Origin of the sequence: Microbacterium algeriense (assembly GCF_008868005.1) — a bacterium.
Classification (GTDB): domain Bacteria; phylum Actinomycetota; class Actinomycetes; order Actinomycetales; family Microbacteriaceae; genus Microbacterium; species Microbacterium algeriense.
In genome coordinates this window covers 660,221-677,670 of the sequence record NZ_WAAO01000001.1, presented here as the reverse complement: position 1 = coordinate 677,670, position 17,450 = coordinate 660,221, and the positions used below count along the sequence as shown (strand labels likewise).

The 17,450-nt window shown below is 70.3% G+C and carries 16 protein-coding genes; 9 read left to right on the top strand and 7 right to left on the bottom strand.

Going from position 1 to position 17,450, the window contains the following annotated elements; translation table 11 throughout:
* Window positions 1–424 precede the first annotated feature (424 nt).
* Window positions 425–1,009: an antibiotic biosynthesis monooxygenase gene (locus tag F6A08_RS03220; protein WP_124896496.1), complete on the top strand. Its 585-nt coding sequence runs from the start codon at window positions 425–427 to the stop codon at window positions 1,007–1,009.
* On the opposite strand, the gene F6A08_RS03215 is transcribed toward F6A08_RS03220, so the two are convergent.
* Complete coding sequence (locus F6A08_RS03215; protein ID WP_151458598.1) at window positions 999–1,928, bottom strand: LysR family transcriptional regulator; 930 nt, start codon at window positions 1,926–1,928, stop codon at window positions 999–1,001. The two genes, F6A08_RS03220 and F6A08_RS03215, sit on opposite strands and share 11 nt — an antisense overlap.
* Window positions 1,929–2,021: 93 nt before the next feature.
* On the opposite strand from F6A08_RS03215, the gene F6A08_RS03210 reads away from it, so the two are divergent.
* Complete coding sequence (locus tag F6A08_RS03210; protein WP_151458597.1) at window positions 2,022–2,687, top strand: type 1 glutamine amidotransferase domain-containing protein; 666 nt, start codon at window positions 2,022–2,024, stop codon at window positions 2,685–2,687.
* A gap of 66 nt (window positions 2,688–2,753) precedes the next feature.
* Here F6A08_RS03210 and F6A08_RS03205 read toward each other — a convergent pair whose 3' ends face one another.
* From F6A08_RS03205 to F6A08_RS03180, 6 genes are all read right to left on the bottom strand, one after another.
* A complete protein-coding gene (locus tag F6A08_RS03205) occupies window positions 2,754–4,241 on the bottom strand; it encodes an MFS transporter (RefSeq protein WP_040568820.1) in 1,488 nt (495 codons plus the stop codon).
* Between the two features lie 168 nt (window positions 4,242–4,409).
* Complete coding sequence (locus F6A08_RS03200; protein ID WP_017204145.1) at window positions 4,410–5,543, bottom strand: bifunctional 2-methylcitrate synthase/citrate synthase; 1,134 nt, start codon at window positions 5,541–5,543, stop codon at window positions 4,410–4,412.
* A gap of 77 nt (window positions 5,544–5,620) precedes the next feature.
* Complete coding sequence (gene prpB / locus F6A08_RS03195) at window positions 5,621–6,529, bottom strand: methylisocitrate lyase (protein ID WP_124896500.1); 909 nt, start codon at window positions 6,527–6,529, stop codon at window positions 5,621–5,623.
* A gap of 124 nt (window positions 6,530–6,653) precedes the next feature.
* A complete protein-coding gene (locus tag F6A08_RS03190) occupies window positions 6,654–8,180 on the bottom strand; it encodes an MmgE/PrpD family protein (RefSeq protein ID WP_151458596.1) in 1,527 nt (508 codons plus the stop codon).
* On the bottom strand, window positions 8,177–8,842 hold the full coding sequence (locus F6A08_RS03185; RefSeq protein ID WP_017204142.1) for a GntR family transcriptional regulator: 666 nt from the start codon (window positions 8,840–8,842) through the stop codon (window positions 8,177–8,179). Before F6A08_RS03185 ends, F6A08_RS03190 begins: the two co-directional genes overlap by 4 nt.
* A 105-nt stretch (window positions 8,843–8,947) precedes the next feature.
* On the bottom strand, window positions 8,948–9,913 hold the full coding sequence (locus tag F6A08_RS03180; protein ID WP_192576671.1) for an EamA family transporter: 966 nt from the start codon (window positions 9,911–9,913) through the stop codon (window positions 8,948–8,950).
* 39 nt (window positions 9,914–9,952) lie between these two features.
* On the opposite strand from F6A08_RS03180, the gene F6A08_RS03175 reads away from it, so the two are divergent.
* The 7 genes from F6A08_RS03175 (at window position 9,953) to F6A08_RS03145 (ending at window position 17,439) form a co-directional block, all read left to right on the top strand.
* Window positions 9,953–10,489 (top strand): CGNR zinc finger domain-containing protein, encoded by a 537-nt coding sequence (locus tag F6A08_RS03175; protein WP_017204140.1) that lies wholly within the window; start codon window positions 9,953–9,955, stop codon window positions 10,487–10,489.
* A 137-nt stretch (window positions 10,490–10,626) separates the two neighbouring features.
* The gene (locus tag F6A08_RS03170; protein ID WP_124896503.1) at window positions 10,627–11,895 is read left to right on the top strand and encodes an ABC transporter substrate-binding protein; all 1,269 of its coding nucleotides are present in this window, start codon (window positions 10,627–10,629) and stop codon (window positions 11,893–11,895) included.
* Between the two features lie 100 nt (window positions 11,896–11,995).
* Window positions 11,996–12,979 (top strand): carbohydrate ABC transporter permease, encoded by a 984-nt coding sequence (locus F6A08_RS03165; protein WP_225855715.1) that lies wholly within the window; start codon window positions 11,996–11,998, stop codon window positions 12,977–12,979.
* Complete coding sequence (locus F6A08_RS03160) at window positions 12,979–13,833, top strand: carbohydrate ABC transporter permease (RefSeq protein WP_017204137.1); 855 nt, start codon at window positions 12,979–12,981, stop codon at window positions 13,831–13,833. The genes F6A08_RS03165 and F6A08_RS03160 overlap by 1 nt, the downstream gene beginning before the upstream one ends.
* On the top strand, window positions 13,830–15,746 hold the full coding sequence (locus F6A08_RS03155) for a DUF8034 domain-containing protein (protein WP_151458595.1): 1,917 nt from the start codon (window positions 13,830–13,832) through the stop codon (window positions 15,744–15,746). Before F6A08_RS03160 ends, F6A08_RS03155 begins: the two co-directional genes overlap by 4 nt.
* A complete protein-coding gene (locus tag F6A08_RS03150) occupies window positions 15,743–16,525 on the top strand; it encodes an RraA family protein (RefSeq protein ID WP_017204135.1) in 783 nt (260 codons plus the stop codon). Before F6A08_RS03155 ends, F6A08_RS03150 begins: the two co-directional genes overlap by 4 nt.
* Window positions 16,495–17,439 carry an aldo/keto reductase gene (locus F6A08_RS03145; RefSeq protein WP_151458594.1) on the top strand — a complete coding sequence of 315 codons (945 nt, stop codon included), beginning with the start codon at window positions 16,495–16,497 and terminating at the stop codon, window positions 17,437–17,439. Before F6A08_RS03150 ends, F6A08_RS03145 begins: the two co-directional genes overlap by 31 nt.
* Window positions 17,440–17,450: the final 11 nt, after the last annotated feature.

Here is a 17,450-nt window from a genome sequence, read left to right as displayed (position 1 = left end):
TGTGACATCCCTCCGTGCCGTCGTTGGCACTTTGGAGAGTTTACTCTGGCGCCCGCACATTTACTAGGACGTCCTTGTAAATGTGCTTCCGCCCCCCTCAGCGCCGGATCCACGGTGTTCCCGTCTCGTTCACCGCCCGGTCATCTCGGTCGATTACAACTGCAGGTGCGCGGACGGAGACTCAGACCGGATCGGGTGTCACGTCAATCGCGCGCACGGTGAGCACTCTCGCTCCCGTTGCGGCGCCCATGCCGCGAGACCCCCGCCGAATCGGGTCGGCGGGGGTCCTCTCCGTTTCCGCCCGTCGAGCGCTGCGACCGCCGTCCCGCGTCCGTCACGGAACTAGAATCGTCGAGGCGCCGCCACCCCTGGCGCATCCGCTTCGGCACCCTCACCCAGGGCGCCCGTCCCCGAGGACCGCACCATGTCCGAACCCGTCACCGTGTCCATCCGCCGCGAGGTCGATCCCGATCGCATCACCGAGGCGACCGCCTGGGTGCAGACCGGCGTGAACCTGGCGACCAAGTACCCGGGCTTCCTCGGTTCCGGCTGGGTGCGGGCAGGCGAGCACTCGCAGGTCTGGCACATGCTGTACCGCTTCGCGAGCGAGGAGTCGCTCGTCGCCTGGGAGCAGTCCGCCGAGCGCACATGGTGGCTGTCGATGGGCGAGGGATTCGTGCGCAGCGAGCGCTCGAAGCGACGCACCGGGATCGAGGGCTGGTTCGACGAGCCGACCACCGGCACCATCACGCTGCCGTCCGCTGACGGCACCACCGAGACCGTCACGGTCGCTCCTGCTCCGCCACGGTGGAAGCAGGCGACCTCGATCTGGCTGGGCTTCTTCCCCGTCAACCTCGCCTTCACCTATGCGATGAGCCCGGTGCCGGGATGGAACGAGCTGCCGATCTGGCTGCGGGTGCTGGTCACGACACTCGTCCTCACGCCGATCATGGCGTACTGGGTACTGCCGTTCGTGACACGCTCGCTGCGGACCTGGCTCACCCGCTGACGGCCGCCCCTCCTCGGGTTCCGATCCCGTCGACGGCGTCCCGGAGGGCGCGGTCGATCTCCGCGATGGCGGCGGTGAGCGGGCCAGGGCGCCGCACCAGGGAGAGGGTGTTGATCGGCGGATCATCGGTCGGACGCAGCACGCTCAACCGGCCGTCGGCCAGTTCGTCGGCGATCAGGTAGGTCGGCAGCACGGTGATCCCCGCTCCTGCGACGGCCGCGGCGGCGAGCGCCCGGAGGTCCGGCGCGGTGAGTGCGGGCTCGCGTTCCAGGCGGAGGCCGAACACGTGCCGCCAGTAGCGGCGCAGGATCGGCACGTCGTGCGCGTAGGCGAGCAGCGGGTGCTCCTCGATCATCCCCGGGCTCAGGTCCGGCGACGGGACGACCCCGAGCGAGGGGGCGGCGACGAGCGCGAACTCCTCGTCGACGAGGGCCGCCGTCGGCAGAGCGCGACCTCTCGGGCGGACGGCCGAGATCACGAGATCGAGGCTTCCGCTGCGGAGCTGCTCCAGCAGGTCGTCCGCGACGCCGGCCGTGACCGCGATCCGCCGGCCGGCCGCGAGCATCGGCGCCAGGGCAGGCACGGCCACGCGCTCGAGGAACTCGGCCGCTCCGCCTAGACGCACGGGTGCGGCTTCGACGGTGGACGGCGTACCGACGGCCAGCGCCAGCGCATCGAGCGGACCGGACACGCGGGCGGCCAGGTCGTCGGCCCGGGGAGTGGGCCGGATCCCGCGGGCATGCCGGATGAACAGCGGCTCTCCCTCGCTCCGCTCCAGCGCCTGCAGCTGTGTCGTCACCGAGGACTGCGCGATGCCGAGCAGGCGAGCGGCCGCCGACACGGACCCGGAACGGTGCGCGGCGAGGAACGTGCGCCACAGCGCCAGATCGCGCAGGCCATCGCTATTCCGATCGCTCATATCGGAAATCTATCGGAATCGGATGCGATGAGGCGTCGTTGTCCCCGGTATCGCATCCGCACGGCCTCTGCCGTCCGACCTTCTGGAGCACGCATGTCCTCTGTTCTCTTCGTCGTCACCGGCGCCCGCACCTGGACCCTCACCGACGGCACCGCGCACCCGACCGGCTACTGGGCGGAGGAGCTGCTCGTGCCCTACCGCGCTCTCCGCGACGCCGGACACACCGTGAGCTTCGCGACCCCTGGCGGCGTGACGCCGGTCCCCGACGCCGGCAGCCTCGGGGACGGCGACGCCGCCGCGATCGCCGCGGTCGACGGGCTCGACGCCCCGCTCGTGCTGGCGGACGTGGACGCCGCGGCGTACGACGCGGTCTACTACCCCGGCGGCCACGGCCCGATGCAGGATCTCGCCGTCGATGAGGACTCCGCTGCGCTGATCGCGGCCACGATCGCGGGAGGCCGACCGCTCGCGGCCGTCTGCCACGGACTCGCAGCGCTTCTTCCCGCCCGCACCGCGACAGGGGAGCCCCTCATCGCCGGACGCCGCCTCACGGGGTTCACCGACGAGGAGGAGCGCCTGGGCGGCCTCGCCGACCGCGCCCCGTTCCTGCTGGAGAGCGAGCTGCGCGCCCGGGGCGCCGAGGTCGACATCGCGGCCCCGTGGAGCGATCACACGGTCGTCGACGGCCTGCTCATCACCGGGCAGAACCCGCAGTCGTCCGCGTCCGCCGCCGCCGCGCTCCTCGCCGCCCTGGCCTGAGCCGTCGCCTTCCCTGTTCCCGAGCGGGCGTCTCATCGCTCGCCCGGGAACCGGATGCGGTCGGGATCAGGACGCGGGTCTGCCGTCGGGTGTGACACCCTTCTCGGCAGGCTCGACGAGCGAGAGCGGGTCGGCGATGTCCTCCAGCGACTTCCCGGCGGCGCTCACGCCGAACACACCGCAGACGATGCCGCCGAACATCATGATCGCCGCGCCGAGCACATAGCCCCAGAACAGCGGTCCGCGGTCGCCGCTCTCGGCGCTCTGGCCGATCAGGGCGCCGTAGAGCACCGGGGCGATGGCGCCGACGAGCTGCCCGATCGAGAAGATGTACGAGATGACCTGACTGCGCAGCTCCAGCGGGAAGATCTCGCTGACCGTCAGGTACGCCGCCGAAGCGCCGGCGGAGGCGAAGAAGAACGACGCGCACCAGAACGCCGTGTGCGTCGCCGCGTTCAGCACACCCGCGTTGAACAGGAACGCGCTGACCAGGAGGATGCCCCCGGCGAGCACGTACGTGCCGAACAGCATCCGGCGCCGCCCCCAGGTGTCGAAGAAGTGCCCGAGGATGAGCGCCCCGGCGAGGTTGCCGACGGCGAACACGATGAAGTACTGCGACGCCGAGGCGGGCGGGGTGTCGTAGAAGTTCTCCAGCACCAGCGCGTACGTGAAGAAGATCGCGTTGTAGAGGAACGACTGCGTCACCATCATCGTGATGCCCACCAGCGTGCGCCGCGGGTACTTCTTGAACAGCACCTTCGCGATGACGAGGAACGGCACGCGGCCGTACTCCTTGACCGTGATCGCCTTGCTCTCATCGACGGGCGGGATCGTCTTGCCCTCCTTGCGGATGCGCTCCTCGATCTCGTCGACGTTGCGCTCGGCGGCCTCTTCGCGCCCGTGGGTCATCTGCCAGCGCGGGCTCTCCGGGATGTGCCGGCGCATGTAGATCAGCAGCAGACCGAGGATCGGACCGAGGAAGAAGCTGAGCCGCCAGCCGATGTCCTCGGGGAGGATGTCGGTGTTGAGGAAGAACACGTTGGCGACGGCACCGAGTGCCGCACCGCCCCAGTAGGTGCCGTTGATGGCGATGTCGACGCGGCCGCGGTACCGCGCCGGGATGATCTCGTCGATCGCCGAGTTGATGGCCGCGTACTCGCCGCCGATGCCGGCGCCGGCGACGAACCGCCAGATGTAGAAGAACCACGGCGCGAACGCGAGTCCGGCGACCGCGGATCCGACGAGGTACACCGCGAGCGAGACGAGGAAGAGCTTCTTGCGTCCGAGCCGATCGGTGAGACGACCGAAGAAGAGCGCTCCGAAGACCTGGCCGAGCAGATAGCACGTGCCGGCGAGGCCGACCTCGGCCGGCCCCATCCCGAGCGTCGCGGCGTACCCGTTCGCGGCGACGATCTGCACCTCGAGGCCGTCGAGGATCCAGGAGAAGCCGAGCCCCACCACGATCAGCCAGTGGAACCGCGACCACGGCAGCCGGTCCATGCGCGCGGGGACGAGCGACCGGACCTCCTTGACGGTGACGTCGGATGCGGACATGGAACCCTCCTTCTCGCGGGATGCGTTCATCCCGCATCCGGTTCTACTCCGCCGCGGGAATCGCCGCATCCGCTTGACCCCGAGCCCGCGCGCACGCTACAGGTGCACCCCGGGCATGAGAGAAGGCCCCCGTCCGGTGGGACGAAGGCCTCCTCTCACGGGCGGGTGTCAGCTCTCGACGTGCCGCTCGTCCGGGCCGTCGTAGAAGGACAGCGGACGGATCAGCGCGTTCGATCCGGCCTGCTCGATCACGTGCGCCGTCCACCCGGTCACGCGTGCCGCCACGAACAGCGGCGTGAAGGTGAGGGTGTCGAAGCCGATCAGGTTGTACGCGGGACCGGACGGGTAGTCGAGGTTGGGGTAGATGCCCTTGCGGGCCACGAACTCCGACTCCAGCGTGTTGTAGAGGTCGGCGACCTCGGGGCGGTCGTAGTGCTCCACGAGGGTGTCGAGCGCGGCCTTCATGGTCGGCACGCGCGAGTCGCCCTTCTTGTAGACGCGGTGCCCGAAGCCCATGATCTTGCGCTTCTCGGCGAGTGCCTTGTCGAGCCACGCCTCCACTGCGTCCGCCGAACCGATCTCGTCGAAGATGTGCAGCACGGCCTCGTTCGCGCCGCCGTGCAGCGGGCCCTTGAGCGCGCCGATCGCGCCGACCACGGCCGAGTAGATGTCGCTGAGGGTCGAGGTGATCACGCGCGCGGTGAACGTGGACGCGTTGAAGGAGTGCTCGGCGTACAGGATCATCGAGCGGTTGAAGGCGTCCACCACGACATCGTCCGCCTCCTCGCCGAAGGTCATCCAGAGGAAGTTCGCGGAGTAGTCGAGGTCGTCGCGCGGGGCGATGAGCTCCTGGCCGCGCCGGCGACGCTGCCCGTAGGCGACGATCGCCGGGAGGGCGGCGAACAGGCGGATGCTGCGCTCGAGGTTCTGCTCCGGGCTGCCGCCCGCGTCGAGCACCGAGCCTCCGGCACCGGGGTCGGACGCTCCGATCAGGCTCACCGCGGTGCGCACCTCGTCCATCGGATGCGCATCCAGCGGCACCAGGTCGATCGCCGCCTTCACGTTGTCGGCCAGCGCGCGGTGCTTCCGCTCCTCCAGCCGGAATGCCGCCAGCTCCTCCGGCGTGGGCAGCTCGCCGTGCCACAGCAGATACGCGACCGCCTCGAACGGCTGCGTGTCGGCGAGCTCCTGCACGGGGTAGCCGCGGTACAGCAGGCTGTTCGTCTCGGGGTTGACCTTCGAGATCGCGGTCGTGTCGACGACGACGCCCGCGAGGCCCTTCTTGATGTCCGGCTCGGTCATGGTCACTCCTTCGTGTACTTCGACCCGTCGCTGCGCTCCGCGCTCAGCAACCGCGTCGTGTGTCCGCTTCGCTGCGCTCAGCGACCGGTGTTGTCGAGTGTGAAGTTGAAGACGCCCGAGTCGAAGTGGTTGTACGACTCGTAGTCGATCAGGTCGTAGAGATCGGCGCGGTGCTGCATCTCGCCGAGCTTCGAAGTCAGGTGCCCCTCGTCGTTCAGCGTATCCAGTGCGCGGCCCGCGGCCCCCATCGAGATGCGCAGCAGCGACACCGGCCAGATGACCAGGTTCGCTCCGGCGTCACGAAGCTGATCGGTGGAGAACAGCTCGCTCTTGCCGAACTCGGTCATGTTCGCCAGGATCGGCACGTCGAGCGCCTCGGCCATCGCCTCGAACTCGGCCAGCGTGCGCATCGCCTCGGGGAAGATCGCGTCGGCTCCGGCATCCACCAGCGCTTTCGCGCGGTCGATCGCCGCGTCCAGTCCCTCGATCGCCCGGATGTCGGTGCGCGCCATGATCAGGAAGTTCGGGTCGCGGCGGGCGTCGGCGGCGGCACGGATGCGCTTGATCGCGGTGTTCTCGTCGACCACGGCCTTGCCGTCGAGGTGACCGCAGCGCTTCGGGTTGATCTGGTCCTCGATGTGGGTGCCGGCGAGACCCGCGTCTTCGAGCTCCTGGATCGTGCGGGCGACGTTCATCGGCTCACCGAAGCCGGTGTCGGCGTCGACGATCGCGGGGAGGTCGGTCATGCGGGCGATCTGCTTGGCGCGGCCGGCGACCTCGGTCAGCGTGGTCAGTCCGATGTCGGGCAGGCCCAGATCGGCGGAGAGCACGGCGCCGGAGATGTAGACGCCATCGAAGCCCTTCTGCTCGATCAGGCGAGCGCTGAGCGGGTTGAACGCGCCGGGGAACCGCAGCAGCTCCCCGGAGGCCAGACGTTCTCGGAACAGGCGCCGCTTCTCGGCGGGCGTCGTGGTGGAGTACAGCATCAGAGGTTCCTTCCGCGTAGGTCGGTCCGTGCACGACTTCGGAGATCCGACGCGACACGCCGACGGATGGATGCCCCGCCCGGCGTGTCGCCCAGAATCTCCGAAGTTGTGCGCGGGTAGGGCATCAGAACAGACCCCTCGGGGCGGGGGCGGCGTCGAGCAGGCCGGGCTTCGCGACGATCGACAGCTCGCCGACCTCGGCCGCGGTCAGCTCGGGCAGGCGCTGCACGAGGGCGAGGAACCGCTCGATCTCGGCGGGCTCGAGCACGGGTTCTGCCAGCAGGCGGAACTTCGCGATGTAGTTCTCGCGGGCGAACGGACGCGCTCCGAGGGGGTGCGCATCGGCCACGGCGATCTCGTCGACCACGGTCGACCCGTCTGTGAGGCGGATCTCGACGCGACCGCCGAACGCCTTCTCGGCCGGGTCCTCCGAGTGGTAGCGGCGCGTCCACTCGGCATCCTCGGCCGTGGTGATCTTGTGCCACAGCGCGACCGTGTCGGCGCGACCGGCACGCTCGGGGGCGTAGGAGTCGACGTGGTGCCAGCCGCCGTCCTGCAGGGCGACAGCGAAGATGTACGGCACCGAGTGGTCGAGGGTCTCGCGCGACGCGGTGGGATCGTACTTCTGCGGGTCGTTCGCGCCCGAGCCGATCACGTTGTGCGTGTGGTGGCTGGTGTGGATGACGATGGACTCGATGTTCGCGGGGTCGCGCAGCGCGGGGTTCTGCAGGCCGAGCTTGCGGGCGAGGTCGATCAGCGCCTGGGCCTGGTACTCGGCGGAGTGCTCCTTCGTGTACGAGTCCAGGATCGCGCGCTTGGGCTCGCCGCCGGCGGGCAGCGGCACGTCGTACGAGGCGTCCTTGCCGTCGAGCATCCACGCGATCACGCCGTCTTCGCCTTCGTAGATCGGCGCGGGGCTGGTCTGACCGCGCATCGCCCGATCGACCGCCTCGACGGCCATCTTCCCGGCGAAGGCGGGGGCGTGCGCCTTCCAGGTGGAGATCTCGCCCTTGCGGCTCTGGCGGGTGGCGGTCGTGGTGTGCAGCGCCTGACCGACCGCCTGGTAGATCGTCTCGACGTCGAGACCGAGGAGCGTGCCGATGCCGGCGGCGGCGGACGGGCCGAGGTGCGCGACGTGGTCGATCTTGTGCTTGTGCAGGCAGATCGCGCGCACCAGGTCCATCTGGATCTCGTAGCCGGTGGCGATGCCGCGCACGAGCGCGCGGCCGTCCTTGCCGGTGTGCTGCGCGACCGCGAGGATCGGCGGGATGTTGTCGCCGGGGTGCGAGTACTCGGCGGCGAGGAAGGTGTCGTGGTAGTCGAGCTCACGCACGGCCACGCCGTTCGCCCAGGCCGCCCACTCGGGGCTGGTGCGGTGGTCGAGCTCGGCGCCGAAGAGGTTCGCGCCGACGCCGCCGGTCGAGACGGGGTGGCTGAACGCCTGCGCACGAGCCGCGTTGATCGGCGCGCGGGTGAGGGAAGCGGCGGCCACCGACGCGTTGTCGATGATGCGGTTGATGATCATGTCGACGACGGGCTGCTCGACCTCGACCTGGTCGGCGGCGACCTCGGCGATCTTCCAGGCGAGCTGGTCTTCCCGGGCGAGGTTCTCGTCGCTGCGGTGCACACGGACGTGGTGGGTGACGGTCATGAGAGTCCTTCGGTGTCGGGGAGGGAGTCGAGGATGCCGGTGAGCGCGTTGTGCAGGTGCACGTGCGTGGCGTGGGCGGCGAGATCGCCGTCGCGCGCGGCGAGGGCCTGGGCGATCGTGCGGTGCTCGGCCGCCGAGGCGGCGAGTCGGGCGGGCTTGTCCTTGGCCATCCGGCGCACCCTCACGAGGTGGGTCCGGACAGTGCGCAGAGCCGAGGCGATGTAGTCGTTGTCGACCGCGGCATCCAGGGCGCCGTCGAAGCGGGCGATGAGGGCGTAGTAGGCATCGCGCCCCTCCACCCTGGCGAGATCCACCTGGGCGAAGTCGTCGGCGAGCGCGGCGAAGAGGGCGGCGTCTCCCCGAACAGCAGCGAGTCGGGCGGAGGTCTCCTCCAGCGCGCGACGGATCTCGAACAGCGAGCGGATGTCGTCGGCGTCGAGGTCGGCGACGACGGTCACGCGCGGCGACTGCTGCACGACCAGCCCATCAGCGGCGAGGCGGCGAAGGGCCTCCCGCAGCGGGGTCCGGCTCACGCCGAGGCGTGCGGCCTGCTCCACCTCACCCAGGACGGATCCCGCCGGCAGCTCCCCCGACTGGATCTCCTCGAGCAGCGAAGCATAGGCGCGATCCCCCGCGGACGTGCGTTCGAAAGCCAAGGCCATGCACTCATTGTATACATAAACGCCCCTCTCCCGCCTTCATCCCAACCTCTCTGCACCTGGGGTATACAACCGCACACCCCGCTCCGGTCGCGATATTCCAGCCATTCAGCCGGATGTGGATGGAATATCGCGACGGGAACGGGGTTCGCCGAGCTTGACCACGACCACGCCGGCGAGCACGAGCACGCCGCCCAGCGCCTGCAGCGGACCGGGGAGCTGATCGAGCAGGAGCCAGCCGAAGAGCAGGGCGGCCGCGACCTCGGCGAGCGCGACGAACGAGGCCAACCGCGGGCCGAGCAGCCTCGTCGAGACGATGCCGAGCACATACGCGAGGGCCGTGGCGATCACGCCGATCGCGAGGACGGGCACGAACCACGGCACGGCGCCGAAGCGGTAGTCCACGTCGGCGGTCGTCCAGGCGAAGGGCAGCACGCCGACCAAACCCGCCAGGCTCAGCCCGACGGCGCCGAGCAGCAACCCGCTCCCCGCGAGCGCGATCGGCGGGATCCCGGTGTCGGCCCGGGCGGACAGCACGAAGTATCCCGCGGCGCCCAGCATCGCCCCGAGCGCCCAGAGGACGCCGACCACGTTCACCTGCACCCCGGTGACGATGTCGAGCATGAGGACGAGTCCGACGAAGGCGATGCCCGCACCGAGGATGCTGCGCCGCGTGGGACGCTCGCCCCGCCGCAGCCAGAGCCAGAGGAGCACCGCGACCGGGGCGGTGTACTCGATGAGCAGCGCGATCCCGACGTCCATCACCGCGACGGCCTGGAAGTAGCAGAGCTGGGTGGCCGCGACGGCGAGGAGGCCGTACGCGGCGATCATCCCGGCGTTGCGCCGGAGGGACCGCCACCGCCCCCGCAGGGCGAGGAGCGTGGGGATGAGCAGCACGAGCGCGGCGACCCACACCCGCACCGTGACGGCGGCACCCGGCGTCCACCCCGCGTCGATGAGTCCGCGCGCCCAGGCCCCGGAGGAACCGAACGCGAAAGCGGCGGCGATCGCGAGCGGGAGGCCGAGGCGCACACTCGCCCGCGTGCGGGCGATGTCATCAGCCACAGTGCTCATGGGGAATGACGCTACGCGCCGCCGGAGTAAGCTGTCAACATGGTCTTCACCGATGACACCGAGGATGCGCTCCGAGCGGCGGTCTGGCTCGCGAATTCGGCGGAAGACCCCGACACCCTCGTCGACGTCGAGGACGAGAAGCGCTTCCTCGAGGTCTTCCCCTACACGGGACGGGTCGATCGGAACGCGGTGGAGCTCGACGACCTCCGCTCCCTGCGCCCGCGGCTCCGCGCCATGCTGCTCGCTCCGCGCGACGAGATGGCCGCGCACGTCAACGCCGCCCTCGCCGAGGTGCATCTGACCCCGCGGCTCGTCCGACACGACGAGGTGGACTGGCACCTGCACGGCCTGGCCGACGAGCGACCGCTCGCCGAGCGCGTGCTCGTGGAGACGGCGATGGCGCTGATCGACGTGATCCGCACGGACGAGGGCTCCCGCCTCACCGTCTGCGCGGACGAGACCTGCCGGTCGATCGCGCTCGACCTGTCCCGCAACCGCTCCAAGCGCTACTGCTCCACGAGCTGCGCCAATCGCAACGCCGTCGCCGCGTACCGCGCCCGCCGCGCCGCCGGCTGACCCCTCGCCGCGCTCCTTCGCCGAAGAACGACACCCGATTCTCGGCGATGCCTGATGCTGTCTGCACTTCACAAACGATTATCGATTAGTGTAGTGTCGCGAGCGGCCCTCCCTCATGCATCAGGAAAGGATCAACGATGATCAAGGCCCGAGTTCTTCCCCTTGCCGGCATCGCGGCGGTCTCCGCCCTCGCCCTCGCCGGCTGCTCGACCACGGCAGCGGACGGCGGCGGAGACGCCGGCGGCGACGTCTCCGTGCGCATGCTCGTGAACGTCACCCCGAACCTGACCGAGGAGTTCTGGAACGACCTCGTCGCCCCGTTCGAGGAGGCGAACCCGAACATCGACGTCGTCATCCAGAACCCCGGCGCCGAGGGGGTCGAGGCCGCCGTCCCGCGTCTGCTCGCGGCCGGCGACGCGCCCGACGTCGTGCAGTCCATCGCCCCGACGACCAAGCTCGCCCCCGAGCTCGTCGACCTCTCCGACTACGAGTGGGCATCGTCGGGCCCGCTCGCCGACCAGTACTCGATCGACGGCAAGAACTACATGGCCGGTATCGGCGTGCAGCTGCAGAGCCTGTTCTTCTACAACAAGACCGCCTTCGAGGAAGCCGGGATCACCGAGCTGCCCACCACGGTGGATGAGCTCACCGAGGCGCTCGGCAAGCTCAAGGACGCCGGGTGGACCCCGATCCAGACCGGCGGCGACTGGATGAGCAGCCACACGCTGCAGGCGCTGGGCCTGCCGACGATCGTCGCGGAGGACCCGGAGTGGTTCCAGGACATGTCGGCGGGCGACGTCACCTTCAGCGAGACCTACGGCGACGCGGTCGAGACGTACGCCGACTGGGTGTCCGAGGGCTACATCCCCACCGATGCCCTGGGCATCAAGTACCCGGACGCGGAGCAGGCCTTCCTCTCCGGCAAGACGGCCGTGTACTCGATGGGCAGCTGGTTCGCCGGCACCCAGGCGAAGGCCGCGGAGTCCGCCGACATCGGCGTGTTCCGGGCTCCGGCCGAAAGCGCCGACGAGCAGCCCGCGATGGGCGCGAACATCGCCAGCCCATACTCGATCCTCAAGGCGAGCAAGAACCAGGATGCCGCGGCGAAGCTCATCGAGTTCCTCACCACCGATCAGACCGCGGTGAGCGACCAGCTCGCGGTCGACGGCAACTTCCGCGACGGCTACGAGTACGACATGACGCCGCTCGGCGAGGAGCTGCTGCAGATCGTCGCCGACACCCCCGCCGAGGCCTACACGCCCACCGGCGGCGGCTACGGCGAGCGCACGCTGCCCGACGGCTACGCGGGCGAGATCAACACCCAGACCCAGGCCCTGATCGGCGGCGCCTCGGCCGACCAGGTGCTCCAGGCCATGGACGACTGGTTCGCCGCGAACGCGGGTTGACCCACCAGGTGCCCGGGACGCGACACCTCGTCCCGGGCACCTTCCCGGCGCTGCTCCAGCGCCTCCCCCCGAACGCGCCACCGAGAACGAGAGTGCCGCCATGACTCCGCCCACCACGACCGCGCCGCCCCCGGCCGCGGCCACCGCCCCGACAGGACCATCCACGCCGATGAGCTCGACCCCCGCCCCGCGCCGCCGCACCGCGCTGCAGCAGTGGCGGAACCGGATCCCCGGCATCCTCATGGGAGGCCCGGCCGTCGCCGTGTTCCTGGCGATGTTCGTGATCCCGATGATCCTGGCGGCGGTGCTCAGCTTCACCGACTGGAACGGGTACAGCCTCAACTTCAACTTCATCGGCTGGGACAATTACGTCAAGGCGTTCCGCAGCCCGCGCTCGACGCAGGCCGCGATCTTCACGGGGATCATCGCCGTGGTGGGCACGATCCTCTGCAATGCGATCGGCCTCGCGATCGCCGCCCTCATCTCCGGGCCCGGCCGCTCGAACACGATCCTGCGCACGATCTTCTTCTACCCGTACGTGATCAGCGCCCTCATCATCGGCTTCCTGTGGTCGGCGATGCTCTCCCCCACGGGCGCCGTCAACGGCCTGCTCAGCACGCTCGGCCTCCCGGCGATGCCGTTCCTCACCGACCCGACCTTCGCCAAGGCGAGCGTGATCTTCACGATCGTGTGGTCGCACTTCGGCTTCAACATGATCCTGTTCCTCGCCGGCATCAAGTCGGTCCCGGCGGAGTACTACGAGGCGGCGACGGTGGACGGCGCCTCGCGGTGGCAGCAGTTCCGCTCCATCACGCTTCCGCTGATCGCCCCCGTCTTCACCGTGAACCTCGTGCTCACCCTCGTCGGGCTCCTCAAGGCGTACGACGTGGTGCTGTCGCTCACCGACGGCGGACCGGCCGGCTCGACGCAGACCATCGTCTACCAGATCCTCAAGGACTCCTTCGCGAACTCGGCCCTCGGCTTCGGCGCCGCGCAGTCCATGATCCTCCTCATCGTCACCGCGGTCGTCGGCCTCGCCGTCACGCTGGTGCGACGCCGCGCCGAGCAGAAGGCGACCGACTGATGAAGCAGACACGCAACCGCCCGGCCCTCGCCGTCAGCACGATCCGGTGGATCGTCCTCGGCGTCGTCGCGATCACGATGCTGATCCCGATGTACACGATGCTGATCAACGCCTTCAAACCGCAGGCCGACATCATCGAGAACCCGCTGCTGATCACCCCGCAGATGTTCACGTTCGACTACCTGTGGGCCGCGATCACGAGCAGCAAGTTCAACGTGATCGCCGCATACGGCATCACGCTGCTGTTCGTCGTGCTGGTGAACCTGTGCTGCATCGCCCTCGCCGCACCCGTCGCCTACGTGATCGCGCGCGGGCGGTCGAAGTGGCACCTGGGACTCCTGCTGCTCTTCGTCTCCGGGCTCTTCATCCCCGGCCAGGTCACGCTGATCCCCGTCGTCTTCGTGCTGCGGGTGCTCGGGCTCATCAACACGATCCCCGGGTTCATCCTCTTCGAGACCGCGGCGACCCTGCCGGTGACGATCTTCCTGTTCACCGCCTACCTCCGCAGCGTGCCGCGCGACATCGACGAGGCGGCGTCCCTGGACGGCGCCGGGCCCATCCGCGCCTTCTGGGCGTGCATCTTCCCGATCATGAAGCCCGTGGTCGCGACGGTCGTGGTGCTCAACTCGATCGGGGTGTGGAACGACTTCGTGAGTCCGCAGATCATCCTCGGGCCGAGCTCCGGGATCTACACGGTCACCACCGGCGTGTATGCGGCGGTCGGACAGTTCTCGACCGACTACACGCAGGTGTTCCCGACCCTGCTGCTGGCCGTGCTGCCCGCGATGGTGTTCTTCATCGTGATGCAGCGCCACATCATCGGCGGCCTGGTCGCCGGAGCGACGAAGGGATGACCGTGCCGGAGACTCCGCTCACCCGTCCGCTGCGCACGATCCCGGCCTGGGCCGTGCTGCAGCGCCGGCTCTTCGCCGAGGTCGAGGAGGCCCGCCGCCTCTTCGGCGACCGGTACACGCTGCCGGACGGCCGCCTCCGCGGCGTCGCCGAGTTCATCGACCGCGACGGTGTGGACGACCTGTACGAGCCCTTCTTCAACTGGCCCGCGTTCTACCTGCTCGGCGGCTCCGACGAGGTGCTCGCCGACGCCAAGCGGCACTGGGAGGGCGTGACCGTTCAGCTCGAGGAGGCGGGCATGCTCGCCGACGAGTACGACAACGGCTACGACTGGTTCCACCAGGGCGAGTCGCTGCTGTTCCTCGCCGGCATCTGCGCCGCCGACCCGGCCGACACCGCGTTCGCCGCGCGCGCCGCCCGGTTCGCGGCCCTCTTCACCGACCCCGCGAAGGGCAACTACGACGCCGAGCGCAACATGATCCGCTCGCCGCACAACGGAGCCCTCGGCGCCCGCGAGGGGCTCGACGAGAAGATCGTGCCGTACACCGCCGACCGGGACGAGATGCGTCCCTACGGGCTGCCGCTGCACGGCCTGGACGGCATCGCATCGTGGGACGACCTCGCCGATCCCGCGCACGCGCAGCGGATGGCGGAGGAGATGCAGCGCCGGGCTGCCGGCGACATCGCCGTGAACCTCGCCGCGACCTCCCTCGCCGCGAACCGCTGGCTCTACGACGGTGATGAGGAGGCGGCCGCGTGGATCCGCCGGTACGTCGACGGCTGGCGCGCGCGGGCGGACGGCGGGCTGCTCCCCGACAACGTCGGCCCCGACGGCACGGTCGGCTCCCTCCACGACGGTCGCTGGTGGGGCGGCCACTACGGCTGGGCCTGGCCGCACGGGCTGCACTCGGTCGGCATGAGCGCCCTGATCGGCGCGCTCAACCACGCCCTCGTCACGGGCGACGACGCCGCCCTCGACCTCGTGCGCACGATGCTCGACACGGTCCTGGCCGAGGCGCGCACGGGCAGCGTCGCGGAGTCGACCTACAGCCTGCGCGGCGGGTGGATGGCCCGGCTCGGCGCCGCCGCCACCGAGCCCGCTCTGCTCGTCCCCTACCGTCACGGCGCGGACGGCTGGTTCGACTACGGTCCGCTGCAGCTCGACCTCCCGCTGTGGCTCTGGTGGTGGTCGCGACGGGAATCCGACCGGAAGCGGCTGGAGACCGCGATCGCCGGACTCCCCGCCTCGACCGACCTCGTCGCGCCGTTCCGCGACAAGGAGGAGGCGGGTCACGAGGCCGGCTGGTTCGCGTACCTCTCCGGCGACCTTCCGGACTACCCGGTGCGGGCACTGGAGATGGCGCTCGGCCAGGTGGCACGCCGCGCGGCCATGATGCTCGCCGACGACCGCGACCCGGACGCCGCGCACCTGCACTTCTGGCAGCGCGTGAACCCCGTGGTGACCGAGGTGCTGACCCAGCTCGTCGGCGGGGCTCCACAGGTGCTCTACAACGGCGGACTCGGTTTCACGGCTCTGCGCTACGAGGATGTGGACCGCGCGCGACCCGGGCTCCCGGAGAACGTCGCCGCGCTCGTGCACCGCCTCGACGACCACGGCATCGGCGTGCAGCTCGTGAACACCTCCGCCGTGCACACCCGCACCGTACGGCTGCGCGGCGGACGCTTCGGCCTCGACCGGATCGTCGGTGTCACGGCCGTCGGCGAAGAGCCCGGCTTCTGGCCGGGCGCCTCGGGCACCTACACGGCCCCGGACGCCCCGACCGTCACCACGACGTTCGACGTGGACGACGACCTCGTGGTGACCCTGCCCCCGGCGCACACCGCCGACCTCGACCTGACCATCGCGCGTGCGACCGGCTCGCCGCGCCACCTGTTCCCTGAAGGAGACGCATGAGCGCCGATCTGATCCGACCCGACTTCGCCCTGCCCGTGCGGGGTGCGGCCTACCAGCGGCCCTCGCGTGAGGTGGTCGACTCCTTCGACGCGATCTCCTCCGCCACCGCGTGCGCCAAGCTGCACGGGCTCGGGATCCGCCGTAGCTACATCGACGGGCCGGAGCCGCTGAGCCTCGGTCAGCGCGTGGTCGGCTCGGCGCTGACCCTGCAGTTCATGCCGCAGCGCGAGGACATGGCCTCCGGGGACGGTCAGGAGTACGCCGAGCGGCACACCGCCCTGTGGCACGTGCTCGAGGCCGTGCAGCCCGGTGATGTGCTGGTGATCCAGGCCTACGGCAGCCGCTTCTCCGGGTGCATCGGCGACATCCTGGCGCGCTACTTCGCACGCAAGGGCGGGGCGGGGATCGTCGTGGACGGCCGCATCCGCGACGCCGGACGCATCCGCGAGCTCGGCATCCCGGTGTGGTCGACGGGCACGACCCCGCACTACGCCTCGCAGTCGGAGCTGGTGCCGTGGGCCTACGACGTGCCCGTCGCGGTGGGCGGTGCCCTGTGCATGCCGGGCGACCTCGTGGTCGCCGACGACGACGGTCCTGTCGTGGTGCCGCAGGCCATGGCGCCGCAGGTCGTGGACGACGCGCGCGATCATGAGGAGTGGGAGGTGTTCAGCCGCCAGCGCCTCGATGAGGGCGCACGGCTGAGCGATTACTACCCGCTGACCCCCGACAGCCGCGAGGAGTACGAGGCATGGCGTTCCGTGCAGAGCTTCGTCCGCTGAACCCCGGCGTCAGCGCGCGCGATGACGCCGGGCTGGGGTGCGCCCCGATCGGCAACCTCTTCGCGCCCGTGGCGGACGCCGACGCGGTGGCCACGGTGCACGCGGCGCTCGCGCGGGACGTCCGGTTCTTCGACACCGCACCCCTGTACGGGTCGGGCGAGAGCGAGCGGAAGCTCGGCCTCGCCCTCCGCGGCGTCCCGCGCGACGACTACGTGATCGCGACGAAGGTCGGCCGCGTGCTCGTCGATGCGGACGGCCGGCCGGTCTCGGGAGCCGCGAGCGGGCACGACTCCGTCGTCGATCTCAGCAGGGACGGCGTGCGGAGAAGCCTCGACGGCAGCCTCGCCCGGTTGGGCGTCGACCGCGTGGACGTGCTCCATCTGCACGACCCCCTGGATGTGGAGGCAGCGTTCGCGGCGGCACTCCCCGCCCTCGTCGAGCTGCGCGACGAAGGAGTGGTGCGCGCGATCAGTGTGGGCCTCGGCCGCCTCGACCCCCTGGAGCGCTACGTCGCCGAGGCGCCGCTCGACGTGGTGATGGAGGCCGGACGACTCACTCTGCTCGACCGCACCTCCCTGGACCGGCTGCTGCCGACCGCGGCGGCCCGCGGCATCGGGGTGCTCGCGGCCGCGGTGTTCAACTCCGGCATCCTCGTCGACCCGGTCGGCTCGCCGTTCTTCGAATACAAGCCCGCACCCCCGGAGCTCCGGGAGCGGGCGCTGCGGTTGCAGGCCGTGTGCGCGACGTACGGCGTGCGGCTCGCGGACGCCGCGGTGCAGTTCCCGCTGCGGCACGGCGCGGACGCCGTGGTCGTCGGGGCTCGGACGCCCGCGGAGGTGGACGCGTTCGTGGACGGCCTCGATGCCGAGCTGCCCGCCGCGCTGTGGGACGCCCTCGACGCGGAGGCCGCGTGACCGCGCGGCGC